This window comes from Wujia chipingensis, from assembly GCF_014337155.1.
Classification (GTDB): domain Bacteria; phylum Bacillota; class Clostridia; order Lachnospirales; family Lachnospiraceae; genus Coprococcus_C; species Coprococcus_C hominis.
The window spans coordinates 1042260-1063996 of sequence record NZ_CP060632.1; the positions used below are offsets into that span (position 1 = coordinate 1042260).

The 21737-nt window shown below is 45.4% G+C and carries 14 protein-coding genes; 9 read left to right on the top strand and 5 right to left on the bottom strand.

All coding sequences use genetic code 11. The features are described from left to right. The first annotated feature begins 4 nt into the window (after window positions 1-4). The 5 genes from pcrA (at window position 5) to H9Q76_RS05005 (ending at window position 12370) form a co-directional block, all read left to right on the top strand. Window positions 5-2284 carry a DNA helicase PcrA gene (gene pcrA, locus H9Q76_RS04985; protein WP_249321771.1) on the top strand — a complete coding sequence of 760 codons (2280 nt, stop codon included), beginning with the start codon at window positions 5-7 and terminating at the stop codon, window positions 2282-2284. Window positions 2285-2357: 73 nt separating this feature from the next. After that, window positions 2358-2612, top strand: coding sequence for a hypothetical protein (locus tag H9Q76_RS04990; protein ID WP_118734023.1), 255 nt, complete (start codon window positions 2358-2360; stop codon window positions 2610-2612). Window positions 2613-2926: 314 nt separating this feature from the next. After that, the gene (locus tag H9Q76_RS04995) at window positions 2927-9979 is read left to right on the top strand and encodes a Cna B-type domain-containing protein (protein ID WP_249321772.1); all 7053 of its coding nucleotides are present in this window, start codon (window positions 2927-2929) and stop codon (window positions 9977-9979) included. 67 nt (window positions 9980-10046) lie between these two features. Beyond that, window positions 10047-11387 (top strand): MATE family efflux transporter, encoded by a 1341-nt coding sequence (locus H9Q76_RS05000; RefSeq protein ID WP_249321773.1) that lies wholly within the window; start codon window positions 10047-10049, stop codon window positions 11385-11387. Continuing rightward, window positions 11384-12370 (top strand): tRNA dihydrouridine synthase, encoded by a 987-nt coding sequence (locus H9Q76_RS05005; protein WP_330594783.1) that lies wholly within the window; start codon window positions 11384-11386, stop codon window positions 12368-12370. Before H9Q76_RS05000 ends, H9Q76_RS05005 begins: the two co-directional genes overlap by 4 nt. Here the strand turns inward: H9Q76_RS05005 and H9Q76_RS05010 are convergent. From H9Q76_RS05010 to H9Q76_RS05030, 5 genes are read right to left on the bottom strand one after another with little or no spacing between them, the layout of a single operon-like run. Continuing rightward, entirely contained in the window at window positions 12342-13454 is a 1113-nt protein-coding gene (locus tag H9Q76_RS05010; RefSeq protein ID WP_330594784.1) for an NTP transferase domain-containing protein, read from the bottom strand. The genes H9Q76_RS05005 and H9Q76_RS05010 overlap by 29 nt on opposite strands. Further along, window positions 13387-13722, bottom strand: a complete 336-nt coding sequence (locus tag H9Q76_RS05015) for a winged helix-turn-helix domain-containing protein (RefSeq protein WP_117780956.1) — start codon at window positions 13720-13722, stop codon at window positions 13387-13389. Before H9Q76_RS05015 ends, H9Q76_RS05010 begins: the two co-directional genes overlap by 68 nt. After that, entirely contained in the window at window positions 13719-14513 is a 795-nt protein-coding gene (locus tag H9Q76_RS05020) for an ABC transporter ATP-binding protein (RefSeq protein WP_249321774.1), read from the bottom strand. Before H9Q76_RS05020 ends, H9Q76_RS05015 begins: the two co-directional genes overlap by 4 nt. Next, window positions 14510-15499, bottom strand: coding sequence for a FecCD family ABC transporter permease (locus H9Q76_RS05025; RefSeq protein ID WP_249321775.1), 990 nt, complete (start codon window positions 15497-15499; stop codon window positions 14510-14512). Before H9Q76_RS05025 ends, H9Q76_RS05020 begins: the two co-directional genes overlap by 4 nt. Then, window positions 15474-16589 carry an ABC transporter substrate-binding protein gene (locus H9Q76_RS05030; protein ID WP_249321776.1) on the bottom strand — a complete coding sequence of 372 codons (1116 nt, stop codon included), beginning with the start codon at window positions 16587-16589 and terminating at the stop codon, window positions 15474-15476. The genes H9Q76_RS05025 and H9Q76_RS05030 overlap by 26 nt, the downstream gene beginning before the upstream one ends. A 128-nt stretch (window positions 16590-16717) precedes the next feature. Here H9Q76_RS05030 and H9Q76_RS05035 point away from each other — a divergent pair, with 128 nt between their 5' ends. The 4 genes from H9Q76_RS05035 to H9Q76_RS05050 are packed head-to-tail and all read left to right on the top strand — an operon-like array spanning window position 16718 to window position 21722. After that, entirely contained in the window at window positions 16718-17512 is a 795-nt protein-coding gene (locus H9Q76_RS05035; protein ID WP_249321777.1) for an FAD binding domain-containing protein, read from the top strand. A 2-nt stretch (window positions 17513-17514) separates the two neighbouring features. Further along, window positions 17515-17988, top strand: a complete 474-nt coding sequence (locus H9Q76_RS05040) for a (2Fe-2S)-binding protein (RefSeq protein WP_118545106.1) — start codon at window positions 17515-17517, stop codon at window positions 17986-17988. Window positions 17989-17991: 3 nt separating this feature from the next. After that, the gene (locus H9Q76_RS05045; protein ID WP_249321778.1) at window positions 17992-20292 is read left to right on the top strand and encodes a xanthine dehydrogenase family protein molybdopterin-binding subunit; all 2301 of its coding nucleotides are present in this window, start codon (window positions 17992-17994) and stop codon (window positions 20290-20292) included. 29 nt (window positions 20293-20321) lie between these two features. Beyond that, the gene (locus H9Q76_RS05050) at window positions 20322-21722 is read left to right on the top strand and encodes a uracil-xanthine permease family protein (RefSeq protein ID WP_177983976.1); all 1401 of its coding nucleotides are present in this window, start codon (window positions 20322-20324) and stop codon (window positions 21720-21722) included. Window positions 21723-21737 lie beyond the last annotated feature (15 nt).

The following is a 21737-nucleotide window of genomic DNA, read 5'->3' on the forward strand; positions in this document are numbered from 1 at the left end:
ACCGATGCCAGGATTAAATGACAAACAGTTAGAGGCCTGTTGTACAACCGACGGGCCTTTACTTATTTTAGCTGGTGCTGGCTCTGGAAAGACCAGAGTGATCACGCACCGGATCGCATATCTGATTGATGAGATGTCAGTCAATCCATACAATATACTGGCAATCACATTTACGAACAAGGCTGCGGCAGAGATGCGGGAACGAGTAGATAATCTGGTAGGATTTGGTGCTGAGAGTGTGTGGGTATCAACCTTCCATTCCATGTGTGTGCGGATTCTGCGTAAACATATTGACAAGATTGGTGGAACAAGCAGTTTCACAATCTATGATGCAAGTGAACAGAAGACAGTTGTAAAAGAAGTGCTGAAATATCTGCAATTAGACCCGAAGCTCTATCCGGAGCGGGCGATGCTTTCGGCGATATCGAAGGCGAAGGAAGGGTACATGACACCGGACGATTACGAGAAAGAACATGCAGCAAGCTTCCGGGACCAGAAGATTGCAGAGGTTTACCGGGAATATCAGAAGCGTCTGCAGAGCAACAATGCGCTTGATTTTGACGATCTGATTTTTAAGACGATCTTCCTTTTTGAGACGAACCCGGATGTGCTTGCCGAATACCAGACTCGGTTTCGGTACATTATGGTGGACGAGTATCAGGATACAAACCATACACAGTTTATATTGGTGAAGATGCTGGCTGCAAAATACCGGAATCTGTGCGTCGTGGGTGATGACGACCAGAGTATCTATAAATTCCGTGGCGCGAACATCTATAATATCCTGAATTTTGAGGAAGAATACCCGGATGCTAAGGTGGTAAAGCTTGAGCAGAACTATCGTTCCAAGGCGAATATCTTAAATTCTGCGAATGCGGTGATCGCGAATAATGAGGGAAGAAAGGATAAACGTCTCTGGACTGAGCAGGAAGATGGTGAGAAGGTAACATTTACCCGTTACGGTACGGAGTACGAGGAGGCAAACGGTGTTGCGTCCCGGATCAAAACCTTGAAGAATCAGGGGGTATCACTCGATGATATCGCGATCCTGTATCGTACGAATGCGCAGTCCCGTGTGCTTGAGGAAAAACTTCTGTATGAGAATCTGCCATATAAGATCTATGGTGGACAGAATTTCTATGGAAGAAAAGAAATCATGGATCTCGTAAGCTATCTGAAGGTGCTTGCAAATCCGATTGACGATCAGGCAATCAAACGTATTATCAATGTGCCGAAGCGTGGAATCGGTGCGACGACCGTGGATAAGCTTGATATGTATGCACAGTCGAATGAGTATAATCTGTATGATGCATTGTTAGATATCGAAGAAGTACCAGGCATGACACGTAACGTGGAGAAGATTCGCAAGTTTACAGATATGATGGAAGGCTTTAAGGCGCGTCTGGTACATGGAGAATTCATCAGTGAAGTGTTCGATGCAATCATGGATGAAAGTGGATATCGTGAAGCGCTTACCGCAGAGGCTACGGATGAGGCGCGTACCCGGTTGGATAACTTAGAGGAATTAAAGAATAAGATCGTTACCTATGAAGAGAGTGCAGAGGTGCCGACGCTGACCGGACTTCTTGAAGATATTGCACTCGTGGCAGACACTGAGGAGGAAGACGAAGATGGTGTGCCAACCGCGAAGGTGACGTTGATGACATTACATAGCGCGAAAGGTCTGGAGTTTCCATATGTATTTATGACAGGTATGGAAGAACGGTTATTCCCAAGTGGCATGTCGCTGGATTCGGATGATCCAGATGCGCTTGAAGAGGAGCGGAGACTTTGCTATGTCGGAATTACACGTGCGATGGAGAAACTGTATATGACGGCTGCCGGACAACGGATGGTGCATGGTTCGACGAATTTCGAGGAAGTATCGCGGTTCGTCAAGGAGATTCCGAAGCATTATCTCGAGTATGAAGAGAAGGCTTTTGGCTATGCACCTGCGAATATGGATCGGATTCCATCAAAGAAACCGGCAGAGCAGGTGATTCAGCTAAAGGCATATGGCAAGAACAATCCGTATACGCGCTCTGCCACGTCAAATGCGAACCCGAGTGCCAATCCGGGATTTGGAAAGGCATTTCCGATGGGAAATGCAGCTTCTGCACCGGCAAGCTATGAAGTAGGAGATAAAGTACGCCATATTAAATTTGGAAATGGCGAGGTGATTGATGTGATTCCATCGGGCGGCGATCAGGAAATCGTCGTGAATTTCGACCGTGTTGGTGAAAAACATTTATTTGCATCGCTTGTAAAAATGAAAAAGTTGTAAATCACGGTAGAAATATCGGATAAGCTGTGGTAAAATTAGTTTATCAGTAGCGATGAAAGGAAGGTAGAAAACTATGAGAAAGTGTTGTGACGAAGTAAAAGTTGTAAAAGAAGACGAATGCGTAACAGAAGCAAAGAACGCGTTTCTCTCTGTTGCATTGATCGTTGGTATTCTGACAATCATCGTAGGTATCTGCGTAGCAGTTTACAAGTACCTGACACCAGATTACTTAGATGATTTCGATGATTACGATGATGACTTTGATGATAGCTTCTTTGATGATGACGATGCAGAGGCATCCGCAGAGGAGAAGAAGGACGGAGAATAAAACATACTTCGGAAGATGGTTACAAAAACCTGCCGCACCAGAATTGGTGTGGCAGGTTTTTTTGTGGTGGTGCGCCTTGCGGTGCACGATTCTAAAATAGTCAAAAATAGCGTGTTTTTGCAGGCATGATATATTGAAAATACGGATGGTTTCGTGTAGAATATTATGCAATAGTGGGTTACTGTCGATATAAAATCTGAACAGTAATTAATCTAATTGTTCTCTGCGTGAAGAAACGTCAGAGTTTATCATAGATGGTTCCAATGCATATATGCCAGGATGCATTTGAAAAAAGAAAATGGAGGATGGAGTTTATGAACAAACAAAAAACCAGAAAAAAAGTAGTTGCATTTCTGCTTTCTATGTTGATGTTAATTTCATTATTCCAGAACATCAGCTATACACCGATTGCGGAAGGCGGGGAGACAGAGAGTGTCGCATCGGAGAGTGATGCAAATTTCGCAACAGGGCAGCAAAGTTTAGGAACACAAGAAAATCAAAATGGTGTTCCTTTAGAAGAAGAGAATCTGAATGAAACCTCACAAAATGTGGCAGATGATTCCGTAGATCTTTCACTTTGGAACAATGCATATACAGATACGTCAAATGGAATAACGATGAATTTTACTGCCAGTGTTAAACATAATGGGCAGGAGACGGATTTGGATCAGGTAACAAAAGTATTCGAAGGTGATGAGTTTAACTTAAAATATAAATGGGAGTTAGATAACAGTGCCATTCCAAGAGATGGAAATCCTATTTATATCAAAGTAAATTTTAATGATTTGAATAACCTTGAATTGATATCCGGAAAACAGGATATTATGCTTGAAGGAAAAAAAGTAGGTTATATTTATATTAGTAATGGTTATGCATATATATGCCTTGATAATCAGACTTTCTTGACGGAAAACACAAGAAAGGGAGATGGAACAATATATGGAAATGTAAAGCTGACGGAAACCGATAAGGGATCCGGAGATAAAATAACGATTGGAACTGCAAAGAAAAAAGTTTCAGATGTGATTTACGATGATGGAACAGCAACAAGTACATTGACAGTACAGAAAGCAACCGATGGAAAAGCAACCTATGACAAGAGTACAAATACGTGGAAGCAGTCATATAAGTTGACATTAAAAACGACTGGCTCTGTGTCCGGGGTATCTTTGACAGATAGTTTAGGTGCAAACTTAAAGAATATCTCCAATATCAAGATTGCAAGCAGCAATGATTCAAATGTCACTGCGAATACCATATATGGAAGCTTTGGTGCTCTGGCAAATGCTTTGAACAAACTTGGTTCATCGGATGGCAGTACTACGACCGTGGAAGTTACTTATGATGTAGAGACAGATGAAGGTATTTTTGATCCGGATAATGCGAATAGTACTTCTTATACGAATACAGTAGATTATACATATAAGAATAATAAAAAAGAGACAAAAACGGGAACTACATCAGCAACTTACGATGTGACAAGACCAGAAGTAAAGAAAACAGGTTCGTTGGATGAAACTTCCAAGGTTGTGACATGGACGATTACGATTGATCTGAAGGATTATGCAGGAGAGTATGATTCTTTGGATGCGTTGCTTGGTTCTGGCACAATTGAGGATATGCCAGAGATTGGATCAGGGCTGTGTGATAAGGATGGCAATTTGCTGGGAGATACAAAACAGACATTGCGCGCTACTGATTTTACGGGGAACAACGGTGTATATACGGCAACTGTTTACACAAAGGTAACAGATGATTATATGGATTCTGCGACCAAACTGGATGTGAAAAATGATGTAACTCTTACAACAAATAAGGGTTATAAATATACGGGAACCGGAACTGTGCAGACGCCGGGAAAAGAATGGTCTATTGAAAAGCATGCTGTGAAAATGCAGGATGGATATATTTATTGGACGGTTTCTGTGAAAGATATTCCAGAAAATCTGACAAATGTGTATATCAAAGATAATATGCAAAAATACTGGAATAATCCGGGAAGCATGTCAGGCATATATAACACAAAGATTACATTTACAAGAAAAGATAATTCATCGTTTGATGTAGATGTAACTGATTCGAATGATGCTAATATTGACAATGAATATGTGACATATACACCAGACACTGCAGGAAATAATCAAGGATATGATTATAAGTTTGCGTTTAAAGATAGTCTCTTTACAGGATCGAATCCGGTAAAGGAAATAACATTAGAATACAAGACTAAGATTTTGGATACTGATTTGAATCAGGTACAGAGAAATTATAAAAACGAAGCAAACATTTATTATTCTGCAAATGGCAAGGAAGAGAAAAAAAGTGATGAGGATGTATATACAAATCCATTGCCACCTTTGAATAAGACAGTTACAACGCAGGTAGATGAAACAGGTAAGATTAGCTACATGTTAGATGTGTCATTGAATTCCATTGCGCTTTCAGGTGGAGAATCTGTTACGATTGCGGATACATTACCAACGGATATGAAATTATCTTCCAGCATGATAACTGCATACTTCTATGTCAGGGATGTAGCGCATAATACAGCGGGGAAGTTATCGGATATGCCGTATTATGCAGGTGGAGCAACGATACCGAACATTGATCTTCAGACAAGTGAAACGAATGGAATTGCAAGTTTTACGATTCCGATTACTGCGGGTTATATTGCTTTGATGAATGCCATTGACAACTATTCAGCGGGAACAGAGACACATGTTCGGATTAAGTATACGACAGAAGTAACAAGTCTGGAGGATTTTGCAAAGAAGGGATCGGAAACCTTTACGAATTCTGCTCAGCTAAAGATAGGCAGTACAAATGTTGGAACACCAGTATCAACGACAACGACATTGAAAGCACCTGCATTGGTATCGAAGGACGGAGTATTTTACGGTACCTATGATAACACGACAGGTGCAGATAACAGTAAATATAATACAGCGGAGTATACGATCGAAGTCAACAAGGGTGCTTATGATCTGGTACCGGGAGATGGAAAATTAACGGCTGTGGATAAACTCGGTACTGCATTCTCTTATAATATGCAGAGTATCAAGGTATACGAAGTAAATGGCGGTACAGAAACACCATTGACAAGTGGAACCGATTATACAGTCAGCTATGATGGATCTTCAAATTCACTGAAATTTGAATTACCAGATAGCAAGTATTTGAAGATAACCTATACAACGAAGTGTAATCTGAAGTTTATGGAAGGAAATAGTTCGATAACATTGACAGATGAGCAGTCTTCCAATACGTTTACATTAAATGGGTATCAGCCAGATCAGGGTGGATCGAAAACGTTCCAGGGACAGGTGTTTACCAAAGGACAGCATGAGGCAGAATCTAATTATGGCTCGATAGAGTTATATAAATATTGGACCGATGCGGCTGGAACGACACATGCACTGAAAGATTCTACATTCCGTTTGTATGAAGCAACCTATGATTCTACAACAGGTATCATGACACGTGGAACGATGGTAAAGGATACGGATGTGTTGAAAGTAACGGATGATGTTGCAGGTAAGTTGACGATTGACCGATTGAATTATGATCAGATTTATGAATTGGTAGAGGTATCTGCTGCAGAAGGGTTTGATGTTCGGGCAGATTCGTTTTACTTTGTACTTAAAAAGTCGTCGAACATAACGATTCCAAACAGTTACGAGGGAAAGACGTTTACAAATGATACGGGATATAATCTTCCATATGAGAATGAAAAGTCTACATACTATACAGGTTCCTACGACTTCTCAGCTACAAAGCAGTTGGATGGCACAACCGCTTATGCAAGTGGCAACACCTATACCTTTAAGAATTTTGCAGTGGAAGAGGTATCAGCAGACGCTGCAAACGCTACCAGGGTAAAGGATATTACGACCGGAACAACTGCTGGTAATACAACGGGAACAATTATATTTAAGGATAAGGTAAGTTATAGTTCTGCAACAATAGGAGATGTAGGAAAACATTACTACAAGGTTTATGAGAAAAGCTCTGGGTACACAGATGTAACAACGGATACGAACTATTATATTCTGACGGTAGATGTTGCATTGGATAATGCTACAAATCCGACAAAGCTGGTTGCAACATGCAGTAAGATTACGAAGTATAACAGTGCAGGAACCGGTACCACGGCTTCAGAGGTTGTATTTAATAATACGACCGTGACTACGACGATTCAGGGTACAAAATCATGGGTTGGTGATACCACAGCAGATCGTCCGGCTAGCATTCAGGTAAAGTTATATAAGTTGAAACAGGGTGGAAACGAGAATGACGATGCCGATTGGGAGCAGGTCGGAGCAGTCAGGACTGTAGATGCAGCAAGTGCATGGAAGTATTCATTTGGAACATTGCCAAAGTATTATCCGGGAATGGCTACTGAGATTCCATATAAGGTAGTAGAGACAGCGGTCGCTGGATATACGACAAGTTACCCTGCAGGTACTTATGATATCGTGAATACAATGATTCAGACATCCGGCAGCATTACATTTACTGCATTAAAGAAGCTGGATAATGCAACGAACTATTCAGCTAACTATACATTTGCGGGATTTGCAGTGGATGAGCTGAATGCAGATCTGTCAATAAAGACGGCAGGGGCTGCTACAGGAACAACAAATGGAAGTACAAATGGAACCGTAACATTCACACCACTAACATATGATTCTGCAGTGACAGGAAATGTCGGAGAGCACATTTACAAGATTTATGAAAAAGAATCTGGTTATGCAGGTGTTACAAAAGATGATACGTATTATGTAGTCAAGGTAAATGTGACAAAGAATACTGCAGGCAACAAATTGGATGCCGCAGTTACTTCTGTGCAGAAATATGTGAATGGAGCTGCGAGCGGCAGTGCAGGAACAAGCTTAGGTGCCGTCATCTTCGAGAATAAAACGGAAAAAACATCTGTATCAGGAACCAAGACATGGGTAGATACGGGATATGAAGCGTATCGTCCATCCAGCATTGAGTTGAAACTGTATCGATTGAAGAATGGTACGACAGCCGATTGGGAGTTGGTAAAAACACAGAGTCTGAGTACAACAGAAACGACGAAGAACTTTACCTTTGATAATCTGGATAAATACTATGCAGGTACAGATGAGGAAATCCGGTATAAGGTAGAAGAAACACCGGTTTCTGGGTATACGACGAGATATGCAGCGAATGGCTATGATATCACGAATACTTTACAGACAACGAAGGTGTCAATCCGGAAGGATTGGGATGATAATAATGACGCGGATGGATATAGACCGCGGACCCTTAAGGTTTCCTTAATGGAAAATGGAGTTTCCCTGTCGAAGGATATTACATTGACAGCAGGGAATAACTGGACTGCAAGCTGGGGCAATCTGCCGGTTTATAAGAATGGTGTAGAGATCAAGTATTCGGTTGTTGAAGATACTGCAAGCATGCCTGCTTCATATTCACAGAAGTCATCTGTAATCCAGAAGCAGAGTGATGGAACGTATCTGGCGGTTATCACAAACCAGTACTCGATGGATAAAGTCAGTCATACAGTGACAAAGGTATGGGATGATAATAACAACCGCGATGGATTGCGGACACCAATTACAGTACGACTTATAGCGGATGGCACAGCTGTTACAGATCCGGAAGCAACGAAGGAATTGAATGAGACCAATCATTGGACATACACGTGGAATGATCTGAACAAGCAGAATGCGGCAGGTACGGATATTGTGTATACGGTTGAAGAAGTTGGTACAGTTAGCGGTTATACAACGACTGTTGTGACATCAGGATCAGCGACAACGATTACGAATAAACGTACAGTTCGGACAAGAAATATCACAGTCAATAAAGTATGGGCGGATAATAATGCTACATCCCGTCCGACGAGTGTAGATGTTCAATTATATGCAAATGGTTCCGCGGTTGGAGCCGCTGTAACACTGGAAGATGCAAATCACTGGACTTATACATGGAATGACCTTCCATATAATGAGGCTGGTCAGCAGATTGTATATACAGTCAAGGAGGTCGCTGTACCACAGGGTTATGGCGTATCCTACAGTCCGATGACAGTTGATGCAACAGGAAATGGTTCTATCACAATTACCAATTCTTATCCATCGACAACAAGAACTGTGACAAAGGTATGGGATGATCAGAATAATAATGACCGGAAACGACCAACCAGCATACAGGTACAGTTAATGTACGATGGAAATGTATATGACACGGTAACTTTGAGTGAAACAAATCATTGGACTTATACATGGACAGAGCTTCCGAAGTACAGTGATGTAGCAGCAAATACAGAATATGTATATACAGTCAAAGAAGTCGATGTACCAGCCGGATATACAGTAAGTTATGTGAAGAAGAATGCTTCTGGTACAACTGTGACAGCAGAAGATGCTGGTGAAAACGGTGTATTTGAGGTTCGAAATTCATATACAACACAAAAGGGTGATATCGAGGTTGAAAAGAAGTGGGTTGGCGACAACCTGGCAGCAGATGATCATAGTGCAATCACAGTCACGCTTTATAAGAATGGTGTTGCAACGACAAAGACTTTGAAGCTGGATAAGACAAATAACTGGAAGGGTACATTTACAGATCTCGACAAATACGAGAATGGCGTTGAGATATCGTATAGTGTGAGAGAGACAGAGGTTGCAAATTATGTAGCTTCTTATGCACCGTCAAGTGGAAGTATTGGAGATACGATTGTTGTAACAAATACATATGCTCCGGCGAAGCTTGTGTTGACAAAGACCGTAGCGGGTGGTGTATCCAAAACAGATGCGGAGCAGACAATTCGCTTTGAGGTTGTTGAGGATGCAACCGGTACAAAGACAACCTATAGTCTTGCAGATTTTTCTTATGATACTGCTAGTAAGACGTGGTCAAAGGAAATCAGTTGCAATGCAGGCAGCTATACAGTCAATGAGATTGCTTCAGATGTAGATGGATATACGTTGAGCAAGATCACATATGTGGTAGACGCGCAGACTGCGGTGGAGGGCAAAACCGCTTCGGTTGTAATCGGAGATCATGCGACAGCAAGTGTTGCATATACAAATACGTATGATAAGACAACGGAAACGACTGAGACGACCGAGACCACAGAAACCACAGAAACGACTGAGACTACAGAAACCACTGAAACGACGGATACAACCACAGAGATTACGACGACGGAGACAAGTACTACGAGTACGACAACAACTACAACTACGACATCTTCCAACACAGTGAAGAAGACAGGTGATACAGCGCCGATTGCTCCAATCACCATTATAATGATAGTTGCGGCTGTTGGAATAATCATACTTGGTGTTTCCAAAAAGAAACGAAGCGATAAGTAAATAAGTTTTACGAAGAAGGGCTTTCTATAAGCCCTTCTTTTAAGTAAACAGAAGGATTTGAAAATAAATGAAACAAACATACTATAAGGAAGCGTTTCGATCGCTGATTACCTTATCCATCCCGACGGTATTAGAAGAGGTGCTGTCGACGCTGCTTCAATATGTTGATACGGCGATGGTGGGACATCTGGGTGAGAAAGCAACGGCAGCAGTCAGCACGACAACAACCATCGGCTGGCTGATCCACTCAATTCCAAGTGCGATTGCGGTTGCTGTGCTGGCGATTGCATCGAAGGCAAATGGAGCCGGGGACGAAGCCAAACTGAAGAAACTGGCTGGACAATCAATACTATATGCATTTACAATCGGAACGTTATTGGAAGTGATCGCGCTTGTGCTGTCCCCGTATATTCCGGTGTGGATGGGCGTTGAACCGGATATTGTAAGACCGGCAAGCGTGTATTTCACAATTACAAGCATTTCACTTGTGTTTCGGGCGTCTTCCCGCGTCTTTTCCGCGATGATTCGATCCATTAAGGATACGAAATCGCCGATGTTTATCAGCGTGGGTGAAAATGTGTTAAATATCCTATTGAATACGGTATTTATATATGGTCTGAATCTCGGCGTGGCAGGTGCGGCAATCGCATCCTGCATCAGTTTTGGAATCGGCGGTATTGCGATGTTTCTGCTGATGCTCAGCAAGACGAAGCTTCGACCAACGCGAGAGGACAGGAGATTCGACCGGGAGATTCTGTCAGAGACATTTACGATTGGACTTCCAGCGCTTGGCACGACTTTCGTAAGCTGCTTTGGATACATTGCGTTTGCGCGGATGGTATCTGGTATGGGAACGACGATATTTGCGGCGCATTCAATCGCCATTACAGCGGAGCAGATTGTCTATATTCCAGGATACGGACTGCGTGTGGCGACCAGTACATTGGTCGGAAATGCACTCGGAGAGAAGGATATCCGGAAATTAAAAGCAACGGAGCGGGTATCGATCCTGATCACATTATTGATTATGGTAGTAAATGGTATCGGACTCTACCTATTCGCATATCCATTTATGCGTCTGTTTACGAACTCAGTCAATGCGGCGCGGATCGGAAGTGAGATGCTGCGTCTGGTTTCGTTTTCAGAGCCGTTTTTTGGACTGATGATTGTCTTAGAGGGTATTTCCTATGGTATGGGTCGGACGAAGCATGTGTTCGCGTGTGAGGCGGTCAGCATGTGGGGCATCCGGATATTTGGTACGTTCTTATGCGTGAATGTGTTTGGACTGGGTTTAAAGGCAGTCTGGCTTTGCATGATCGCAGACAATATATGTAAAGCAATTTTGCTGTATATATTCCGCCCGAAACATGTGGAAGAAAATGCTGATGATAGAGGAGAGCTACGGTGAGTATTACAGAATCCGAGAAAATACAATTTTATCTGGCACCGATGGAATCCGTGACAGGGTATGTGTACCGGAATGTGTATCATGCGATGTTTGGCGATATGGACAAGTATGTGACACCGTTCATCGCACCATCGAAGAAGAAAATATTGAAGACAAGAGAGCGGAAGGATGTAGCACCGGAGCATAACCGGGGCATGTATGTCGTGCCGCAGATTCTGACGAACGATGCGGAACAGTTCCTTACGACGTGCAATATGCTGGCGGAGCTTGGCTATCAGGAAGTGAATCTGAATCTGGGCTGTCCGATGGCAACGGTCGTATCGAAGAAGAAAGGAAGTGGATTCTTAGAGGAACCAGATCGATTAGACCGGTTCTTTGATGCGGTATTTGAGGGGATATCCAGACTGCCGGAGGAGCGAAGCTGCAAGATCTCTGTGAAGACGCGGATCGGAATGGAGTTTCCCGAAGAGTTTGCGGATATCCTGCAGATCTATAACCGGTATCCTATCTCCGAAGTGATCATTCATCCACGTCTGCAGAAGGATTTCTACAACAATCAACCGAATCTCGATGTATTTGCGGAAGCACTGAAGGAATGTGTGCACCCGGTCTGTTATAACGGAGATATCTTCACGGTGGAAGATTATCATGTGTTCCGGGAGATGTTTCCACAGGTAGACCGCATTATGCTTGGAAGAGGTGTAATTGCGAATCCGGGACTGGTACGGGAGATCCGGACAGGGCAGTCGGTAACAACGGCAGAGCTAAAGGAGTACCATGACCGGTTGTATGCTGGGTACCGGGAAGAGATGGACTGTGAGCGGGATGCGCTCTTTAAGATGAAGGAAGTGTGGTTTTATCTGGGTAAGATGTTTCCAGAAGCAGAGCGGGAGCTGAAGAAGGTAAAGAAAGCAGATCGACCGGAGGAGTACCTGGCTGCGGTGAGAAGTGTATTTACTTTGCCCGTGCATGCGCTGCAATAATCTTCATTGCCTGCATATCCTCTGGTGTGTCGATGTCTGCTAGCTCATAGTGTTGTGTAACCGGTAGGAGTCTTACATGTTCCCTGTGGTTTTGAATCACAGTATTGCCGCCATTTTTTGGAGGTAGTGCAGAAAGTTCATCAAAGTAAGCAGATGGAAAAACAACCGGGGAACCGACAGTATTCTGATTGCAAGTCCGCCAGATCGTATCGGGTGCATTTTTGGCGCAGAAAAGCAATGCACCGATTGTCTCCCGTGAGACGAGCGGCTGGTCTGAAGGCAGGAACAGACAGTGGCTTGCTTTGTTCTTTATTGCACCGGTTCCAAGTCGAATCATATCGTTCCGGTCCGGCAGATTATGCAGAAGAAATGGGATATCCTGTTTCTTACATATATGTGCAATTTCCGGGTGGATCGTCACAACCAGCCGGTTTTGCCCAAGCATTTCGGTCGCATCAAACGCGTATGCAATCAGTGGTTTCCCATTAAAATCAGTGAGGAGTTTATTGGCACCGAAGCGTTTGCTTTTCCCGGATGCCATGATGATACAGAACGTGTCTCCATAAGGCTTATCTAAATCTACGAGAAAACAATCATCCCGCTTGCAGAGAGCGTCCAGGAAAGGAAGTTTTTGTTTACGGACAACTAAAAGTACATGTTTGGCTGCGAGCAGACGGGAAATTGCTTCCTGATACGCAGGAATTGTCTGTTCCAGATAACCGGTTTCGTCGATGGTTACCCAGTCGGATGGATGACGGATACACATATCCAGAAATTCGATGCCTTTTGTGAGAAATGCTTTCGGAACCGGTTGCATTTTGTTTGTGTTTCCGGGTGCATCTGCCTGATATCTTCCAATCTGGACAGCCTCGCCTGACAGGTTTTTTTTCATATAGACACCATCTTCGGGTACTACATAGGACGTAAGCCCGGGCATTGGTTGTGGGAAAAGGGCAGAAAGAAGCGTGGACTTTCCGCTTCCGCGGCTTCCGGTCAGAATCAGATGCTTTTTGCTGCTAGCGCGAAAAGATCTCCAGATACAATTTGCGGTTGGCCTGTATGCAGGCATCTCGATACCGTTCATATTTTTCTATCCATTCCTTTCCTTCCTGTGTCAGAGTGCTTCCACCACCGGATTTGCCACCGACAGTCCTGCTTGTGAGTGGAAATCCGAGTGCATGCTCGGCATTTTTTATCATACGAAGCGCTTTCGAGTAAGCAAGTCCCATCGAGCTTGCAGCTGCACGCAGGGAGCCCTCTGCTTCGATGGCATGCAGCAGACGACAGGGACCTTCACCAAAGAATTTTTCATCCTGTTCATCGTAAAAAGTAATTTTTGTAACAGCTTTCATATGGACTCCTCCTGTATCATAACAAGGTGTTCGTTCCCGCTTTTGTCGTGGAGCTTTGTGATATTGATTGTACCATAAATCGAGGAAAGCAGCGACTCCATCTTTGAAACAGGAGTCAATTTCGGGGAGATTTTCCCGGAACGTGTGCCTTTCGACAGGACAAGGAGCTCGTCACAGGTGTTTAATGCCAGAGAAGGGTCATGGAGTGTGACAAGCGCACAGGCGTCATGGGCAGTCACATATGTCCGCAGGTGCTGCATCATCTGGTTCCGGAACCGGAAATCTAAGGCGCTTTCCGGCTCATCGAGGAGCAGAAGCTTACGTGCACCGACGAATGTCCGTGCAAGGATACATAACTGTTTTTGTCCTTCACTTAGCTGGTTGTAGTTTGCCTGCTCACGATCGGGAAGACCGACCATCGTGAGAGTTGCTTTGGCATGTTCTTTCATCTGCACGGTGGGAGGCTGCAACAGCGATAAGTCCGGATGATACCCCATCAGGACAACATCCAGGACTGTCAGATCAATTGTGATTCCGCTTTTTTGGGGGATATATCCACATTGCTTTGCAAGTTCCCGTGCAGAAAGTGATTCCAGTGTATTTTCTGCAAGCAGACAGGAACCTTTGTGCGGGAGGATGTTCGCAATCGCTTTTAAAAGTGTAGTTTTGCCGCATCCATTTGCACCGAGAATACCGGTGATTGTTCCAGGACGCGACGTAAAGCTGATATCGTGTAGGATTTCTTTTCTGCCATATCCGGCAGACAGGTGACTGATTGTGAGCAGACTCATGATTCGCGGTTCCTCCTTACGCATAGATAAATCAAAAATGGTGCGCCAACAAGACTGGTGAAGATACTGACCGGCAGTTCTGTGGAAGCTACGCTTCGTGCCAGAATATCTCCGAGTGTCAGCAGGCAGCCACCGATGATCCCACTTAGAAACATCGTGGATAGCCGGTTGTTTTTGATGATCAGACGTGCACCGTGCGGTGCAAGCAGAGAGATGAAGCTGATAAGCCCGGTCATGCTGATGATTCCGGATGTTGCCAGCGTTGCAATCAGGAGAATCAAAAGCCGGAGATGTTGTGTGTGAACACCGAGCATACGCCCTTCGTCATCGTGCAGGGAAAGCATCATAATCTGCCGGTACAACAAAAAAAGTGCGCTGACACAGAGGATACAGAGAATCACATTTCCTTTGATGGAATAGAGACTGATACCATTTAAACTCCCCATAATCCAGTATTCGATGGATGCAAGCTGTTTTTCCGGGTCGGCGAGCAGCTTCAGGAAGATGAGCGCTGTCTGGGCTAAGCTGTGTACCGCGATTCCCGCCAACACGATTCCTCTGCCATCCTGCCCGGCAGTGAGGGATGCGAGCATAAGCGCTAGAACAACAGAACCGAGAGCACCGGCAAATGCAGACGCAGTCACTGCCATAGAGCCGGACAGAAACAGGATGCCGAACGCGGCACCGGCGCTGGCACCGGAAGATACACCGATGATATCTGGTGATGCCAATGGATTCCGGAATACAGTCTGGAAGACAAAACCTGCTACGCCGAGAACGAAACCGCCGATACAGCCGACGATTCCGCGGCTTGCGCGCAATGTCACAAACACCTGCCACTGTCTTGAATCACCGGATATAATTCCGGAGAGTGTGAGTGGGTAGCGGCCGACAAAAAATGAAAAAATCGTCAGAACCGTTAAGAAAACGGTTCCGACGATAAGGGCGAATTTAATTTTATTACTTGATTCCGTAGAAAGTTTCATAGAACGCTGCCTTTTCTTCTGTATACATATCTGCAGATACCTGATCCGGGTGCAGGATTCCGGCAAGCCAGATGGATGCCAGGATTCCGCCTGGTACAGGACTGTCTAATGCTTCGATATCGCCAGGGATTGCATAGACATTTCCGTTTTTGACTGCGGTGCACTCCTTCAGATTCTCGTCGTTTAATACATCTTCGGGTGTGTATTCTGCATCCGAAGCGAGAATAATATAAGAAGGATCCCATGCCAGAAGCTGCTCGTAGCTGATCTCGGCCCAATAGGTATCCGTGATTTCGGATGCTGCATTTTTACCGCCTGCCAGTTCGATAAGCCCTGACTGATACATCGCCGGACCGGCAGTGGAAAGAAGGGAAGAGTTACCGGCGAGATAGACGCTTTTTGCATCGACGCCGGATAAGTCTTTTTCGAGCATCTCTTTTTTCTCATCAATATAAGAAAGAAGGGCATCTGCGTTTTCCTTTGTGTTGGTTGCGGTGGAGACAAGTTCAATCATCTGTTCTAACTGATCTTCGCTTTCCGGATTGACAAGCAGGACAGGGATGTCAAGCTCAGAGAGGCTTTGCGCTGCATCCTTTAATTTCATAGGCAGGATGACAAGCTCTGGGGAGAGGGAAGCGCAGGTTTCTAAGTCAAATTCCTTGGCTGTGCCGACATTTGGAAGCTCGAGGAATTCTGGCGCCGCAAGTTTGTAGATTGGCCGCTTACCTGCTTTTGCTTCGATGCCTGTTACCTTGTCTTTCAGACCGAGTGCAAGCAGGAGACTTGTGGAGATATAGTATCCGCTCACGATTGACTCCGGTTCTTTTTCAATTGTGACTTCACGACCAGTCTGGTCGGTGACTGTGACCGGATAGACCGTCTGCGCATCAGAGCCCTCTTCACTGGCATCTGCGGGGGTGCTGTCTGCCGTTGTAGCAGCATCCGATATGGAGGCTGCCGGTGCTTCTGTGACAGCTGTTTCCGTTGTTGTGGTTGTCTCTGTGGATGCAGGTTTGCTGCATCCGATCAGAGAGAGCAGCATCAGGCCGATGAGTATAAGTGCTACATGTTTTTTGAATCTTTGTTTCATAATAAAAACCCTTTCGTTATACTTTTGATAATACAACGGTATTGTAACAAAACCGCTTTTCAAAGGCAAGTATTTTTACTATAATATAAAATTGGAAAAAAGCGGTTAGAGAAATAGAAGGAGCTTTTATGGTAACAATACAGAATTATGTTCGTGTAAAAAATCTGGAAGAAGCTTATACGCTGAACCAGAAAAAAGGAAGCATGATCCTCGGTGGAATGCTTTGGACGAAGATGCAGGATCGGACAATCCAGACGGCAATCGATCTGTGCGAGCTGGGACTTGACAGGATTGATGAGAACGCGGATGCATTTTTTATCGGTGCGATGGTGTCTCTGCGTGAAATCGAGCTGCATGAAGGACTGTATGCATATACGCAGGGCGCGGTCAGAGATGCCTTAAAGGATATTGTCGGTGTTCAGTTCCGGAACCTGGCAACTGTCGGCGGCAGTATCTGGGGACGGTTTGGCTTCTCGGATGTCCTGACGATGTTTCTTGCTATGGATACATACGTGGAACTGTTTCAGGGCGGTATAATTCCGTTGCAGGAGTTCGCCGAGAAAAAACCGGACCGGGACGTGCTTGTGCGTCTGATCGTGAAGAAAACACCGGGTGTCTATGCGTATGCATCGGTTCGTAATCAACGGACAGATTTCCCGGTTCTTGCATGTGCAGCGGCAAATGTTTCCGGTACATACCGGATTTCTGTCGGTGCGAGACCGGGCAAAGCAATCTGTATCACGGATGAGGAAGGATTTCTCACAGACGGAATCACAGAAGAGCGTGCAAAACAGTTTGCAAAATGGGTAGAGACAAAAATCCCGACAGCCGGCAATCACCGGGGCAGTGCAGCATACCGCACACGCCTTACAGGTGCGCTTTGCTATCGGTTAACAAAGAAAATCGGAGAGGAGCAGGCATAGACATGGATATCAAAATCAAAGTAAATGGAACACTGATTTGTGAATCAGTATCGCCGGATCTTCTGCTCCTTGATTTTCTGCGGAAGCATGGCTGCTACAGTGTGAAGCGCGGTTGTGAGACCGCAAATTGCGGGCTTTGTACCGTGCTTTTAGATGGAACCCCAGTCTTGTCATGTTCGGTGCTCTGTGCAAGAGCGGATGGACATGAAGTATATACGCTCGAAGGACTGCAGGAGGAAGCATCCGGTTTTGTTGGATTTATCGCTGACCAGGGGGCTGATCAGTGCGGATTTTGCAATCCGGGATTTGTCATGAATACGATTGCATTGCTCCGAGAGAATCCGGATCCTTCGGATGATGAGATACGTGCGTACCTGGCAGGAAACTTATGCCGGTGTTCCGGATACGAAGGACAGCTCCGGGGAATCCGGAATTACCTGGACTATATAAATAGGAAGAAGCAGGGAAAGGAGTAAGCGATGGAACATAAGAATTACAATGCCATTCACAAATCAGTCCGGAAGAAAGACTCCATGCAGCTGCTGCTGGGAAAACCGGTGTATACAGATGATATCACGGGTCCTGCGCTTGTCGTGAAGCTTCTACGCAGTCCGCATGCCAATGCGATTGTGGAAGAAATCCATACAGAAATTGCAAAGAAAATTCCGGGCGTGGTGGATATCTATACATGGGAGGATGTGCCGAAAACAAGGTTTGCAATCGCAGGTCAGACTTATCCGGAACCATCTCCGTATGACCGGTTGATTATCGACCGGCACGTGCGGTTTGTGGGAGATGTTGTCGCAATCATTGCAGCAGAGGATGAAAAAGCGGCATGCAAAGCGATGAAGCTTGTGAAAGTGAAATACAATGTGTTAGAGCCGGTGCTTGATTTCCACAAAGCGAAGGATAATCCGGTGCTTGTGCATCCGGAGGATGACTGGTATCCGCCGGTTGATGTGGGTGGTGATGCAAAACGGAATGTGATCGCACATGAATTAAGCGGAGATGGCGATGTCGATGCCGTGATTTCGGACTGTGAGGTATCATTTTCCCATGCTTATCATATGCGTGCGTTCAACCAGGCAATGATGGAAACATTTCGCACATATACATGTCTTGACCGGTATGGAAGACTGCATGTGATTTCTTCGACACAGATTGTTTTCCATGTGCGCCGGATTTTATCGAGAGCGCTTGGAATCCCGAAAAGCAAAATCCGCGTGGAAAAACCGCGGATTGGTGGTGGATTTGGTGCGAAGCAGACTGCAGTCAGCGAAGTGTATCCGGCGTTTGTGACGATGCAGACGGGGCGCCCGGCGAAACTCATCTTTACAAGGTACGAAAGCCAGATTGCAGGTTCGCCGCGGCATGAGATGGAAGTCACTGTCCGGCTGGGTGCAGACCGGGACGGACATATCCGCGGACTTGATCTGTACACACTTTCCAATACAGGTGCATATGGGGAACATGGACCGACGACGGTCGGACTTAGCGGACACAAGTCAATTCCACTTTATACAGGAGGACTTGAGGCGTTCCGGTTTGGTTACGATGTCGTCTATACAAATACAATGGCGGCGGGTGCTTATCGCGGCTATGGCGCAACCCAGGGAATCTTTGCTCTGGAGTCCTCGGTCAATGAGCTTGCGGAGTCGCTTGGCATCGACCCGACGCAGATTCGGGAGAAAAATATGCTCCGGGAGGGCATGAAGATGCCGGCGTATTATGGAGAGATTGCAAATGCCTGCGCGCTTGACCGCTGTATGGCAAGATGCCGTGAGCTTTTTGGCTGGGAAGAGAAATATCCGGTCCGGGAGATGGGCGATGGAAAAGTGCGGACCGCCGGTGTTGCGATGGCGATGCAGGGTTCCTGTATATCCAACGTCGATGTCGGTTCTGCAACTGTGAAGCTGGCAGATGATGGAACGTTTAACCTGATCATCGGTGCGGCAGATATGGGAACCGGCTGTGATACGATTCTGGCGCAGATGGTGGCTGAGTGTATGGACTGTTCTGTGGATGACGTGGCAGTATTTGGCGCAGATACGGACGCATCTCCGTATGATTCCGGTTCTTATGCATCTTCGACTACCTATGTAACAGGAAAAGCAGTAGAGCTTGCCTGCGAGGAGCTGAAGAAAAAACTGTGTGCGATTGCGGCGGGAATGCTTGGATGTGAACCGGAAGAAACGGTATTCGAAGATGGGTGTGTGCGGAAGATTAACACAGACGAGCGTGTTACACTGGCGCAGATCAGTGTGAAGGATCAGGTGGCAAATGATATTGCGGCGGTTGCAACTGCATCACATTCTTCACCGGTTTCTCCACCGCCATATATGGTTGGTATGGTGGAAATTGAGCTTGACCGCTATACCGGGGAGGTAAAAATCCTCGATTATGTGGCAGTTGTGGATTGTGGAATCGCAATCAACCCGGCACTTGCACGTATCCAGGCAGAGGGTGGAATCGTGCAGGGAATCGGTCATACGTTGTTTGAGAATATCACATATGATGAAAACGGAAAACCGGTTGAGTCCAATTTTATGCAATATAAAATCCCAACGCGGCTGGACATGGGACACCTACGGGTTGAGTTTGAGAATAGCTACGAGCCGACAGGTCCATTTGGCGCAAAATCCATCGGGGAAATCGTGATCAACACACCGGCACCGGCGATTGCTCATGCAATTTACCGGGCGACAGGTGTATGGCACAGAGAACTTCCGATCACACCGGAGAAGATATTGATGTCGATGCCGGAAGATGATTTTAGATAAGCAAATACCAAAGACAAGGAGAAAAACAGATGAAAAAGAGTTTTAAGTTATCGGATGCGGCATTTCAGATGGATGGAAAGATGCCACTTGCGCAGGCAATTCCTCTTGGATTGCAGCATGTTTTGGCGATGTTTGTTGGAAACCTTACACCGCTTTTAATCATCACAGGTGCCTGTGGAATCGCAGGAGGAGAGTTTGCCGGGCTGCAGCTTTCCCTGCTTCAGAATGCAATGCTTGTTGCAGGAATTGTGACATTGGTGCAGCTTTTTGCAATCGGTCCGGTCGGCGGACGTGTACCGATCATCATGGGTACATCATCCGGGTTTATTGGTGTATTTAACAGCGTCGCAGCAACGATGGGGGGCGGTGTATCCGCATATGGAGCAATCATGGGGGCATCAATTTTAGGCGGCTTTTTTGAGACGGTGCTTGGGTTCTTTTTAAAACCGCTCCGGAAGTTTTTCCCATCGGTTGTGACAGGTACAGTTGTTATGTCCATCGGTTTAAGCCTGATTTCTGTTGGAATCAATTCTTTTGGCGGTGGAAACAAGGCGGAAGATTTCGGCTCGATGGAGAATCTGCTGCTGGCACTCTTTGTGCTGATTGTGATATTGATCTTCAAGCATTGCACAAAAGGATTTTTGAGTTCTTCCTCGATTTTATTGGGTATTATTGCTGGATATATTGCTGCAATCGTTATGGGATTTGTGCTTCCTACGACCGGGGTGACTGCCGATGGCGTCGAGTATACAAAAGCGTGGGTGCTGAACTGGGACAAGGTAGCAGATGCTGCATGGTTTGCTATCCCGAAGATCATGCCGGTCAAGCCGGTATTTGATATGCGTGCAATTCTGCCGGTTATGATCATGTTTATTGTTACAGCGGTTGAAACAGTTGGAGATATCTCCGGTGTTATGGAAGGTGGTCTGGGACGGGAAGCAACCGATAAGGAGTTGTCCGGTGGTGTTATGTGTGATGGACTTGGATCTTCGCTTGCTGCCTGTTTTGGTGTCCTGCCGAATACGTCTTTCAGCCAGAATGTCGGACTTGTTGCCATGACAAAGGTTGTGAATCGTTATGCGCTTGCAACGGGAGCTGTGTTCCTGATTCTCTGTGGACTCTGTCCGAAGCTTGCGGCGCTTATTTCTATCATGCCGCAGTCAGTACTCGGTGGTGCCGCAGTTATGATGTTTTCTTCGATTGTATTCAGTGGAATCCAGCTGATCACGAAGAATCCGATGAATTCGCGTAATCTCTCCATTGTCTCTGTAGCGCTCGGTGTTGGCTATGGTATGGGAGCAAATCCGGATATCCTTGTCCATGCACCGAAGCTTGTACAGCTTGTGTTTGGCGGCTCTGGAATCGTGCCTGCTGCGATTGTGGCAATCCTGTTGAATATTGTACTTCCAAAAGAAAAAGAAGAGCAGTAAAGTATCTGGCTGCGG

Bases quoted from the DNA above. Each gene is read 5' to 3' on its own strand.
- pcrA (WP_249321771.1), top strand. From the start codon at position 5: ATGCCAGGATTAAATGACAAACAGTTAGAGGCCTGTTGTACAACCGAC.
- H9Q76_RS04990 (WP_118734023.1), top strand. From the start codon at position 2,358: ATGAGAAAGTGTTGTGACGAAGTAAAAGTTGTAAAAGAAGACGAATGC.
- H9Q76_RS04995 (WP_249321772.1), top strand. From the start codon at position 2,927: ATGAACAAACAAAAAACCAGAAAAAAAGTAGTTGCATTTCTGCTTTCT.
- H9Q76_RS05000 (WP_249321773.1), top strand. From the start codon at position 10,047: ATGAAACAAACATACTATAAGGAAGCGTTTCGATCGCTGATTACCTTA.
- H9Q76_RS05010 (WP_330594784.1), bottom strand. From the start codon at position 13,454: ATGAACGGTATCGAGATGCCTGCATACAGGCCAACCGCAAATTGTATC.
- H9Q76_RS05015 (WP_117780956.1), bottom strand. From the start codon at position 13,722: ATGAAAGCTGTTACAAAAATTACTTTTTACGATGAACAGGATGAAAAA.
- H9Q76_RS05020 (WP_249321774.1), bottom strand. From the start codon at position 14,513: ATGAGTCTGCTCACAATCAGTCACCTGTCTGCCGGATATGGCAGAAAA.
- H9Q76_RS05025 (WP_249321775.1), bottom strand. From the start codon at position 15,499: ATGAAACTTTCTACGGAATCAAGTAATAAAATTAAATTCGCCCTTATC.
- H9Q76_RS05030 (WP_249321776.1), bottom strand. From the start codon at position 16,589: ATGAAACAAAGATTCAAAAAACATGTAGCACTTATACTCATCGGCCTG.
- H9Q76_RS05035 (WP_249321777.1), top strand. From the start codon at position 16,718: ATGGTAACAATACAGAATTATGTTCGTGTAAAAAATCTGGAAGAAGCT.
- H9Q76_RS05040 (WP_118545106.1), top strand. From the start codon at position 17,515: ATGGATATCAAAATCAAAGTAAATGGAACACTGATTTGTGAATCAGTA.
- H9Q76_RS05045 (WP_249321778.1), top strand. From the start codon at position 17,992: ATGGAACATAAGAATTACAATGCCATTCACAAATCAGTCCGGAAGAAA.
- H9Q76_RS05050 (WP_177983976.1), top strand. From the start codon at position 20,322: ATGAAAAAGAGTTTTAAGTTATCGGATGCGGCATTTCAGATGGATGGA.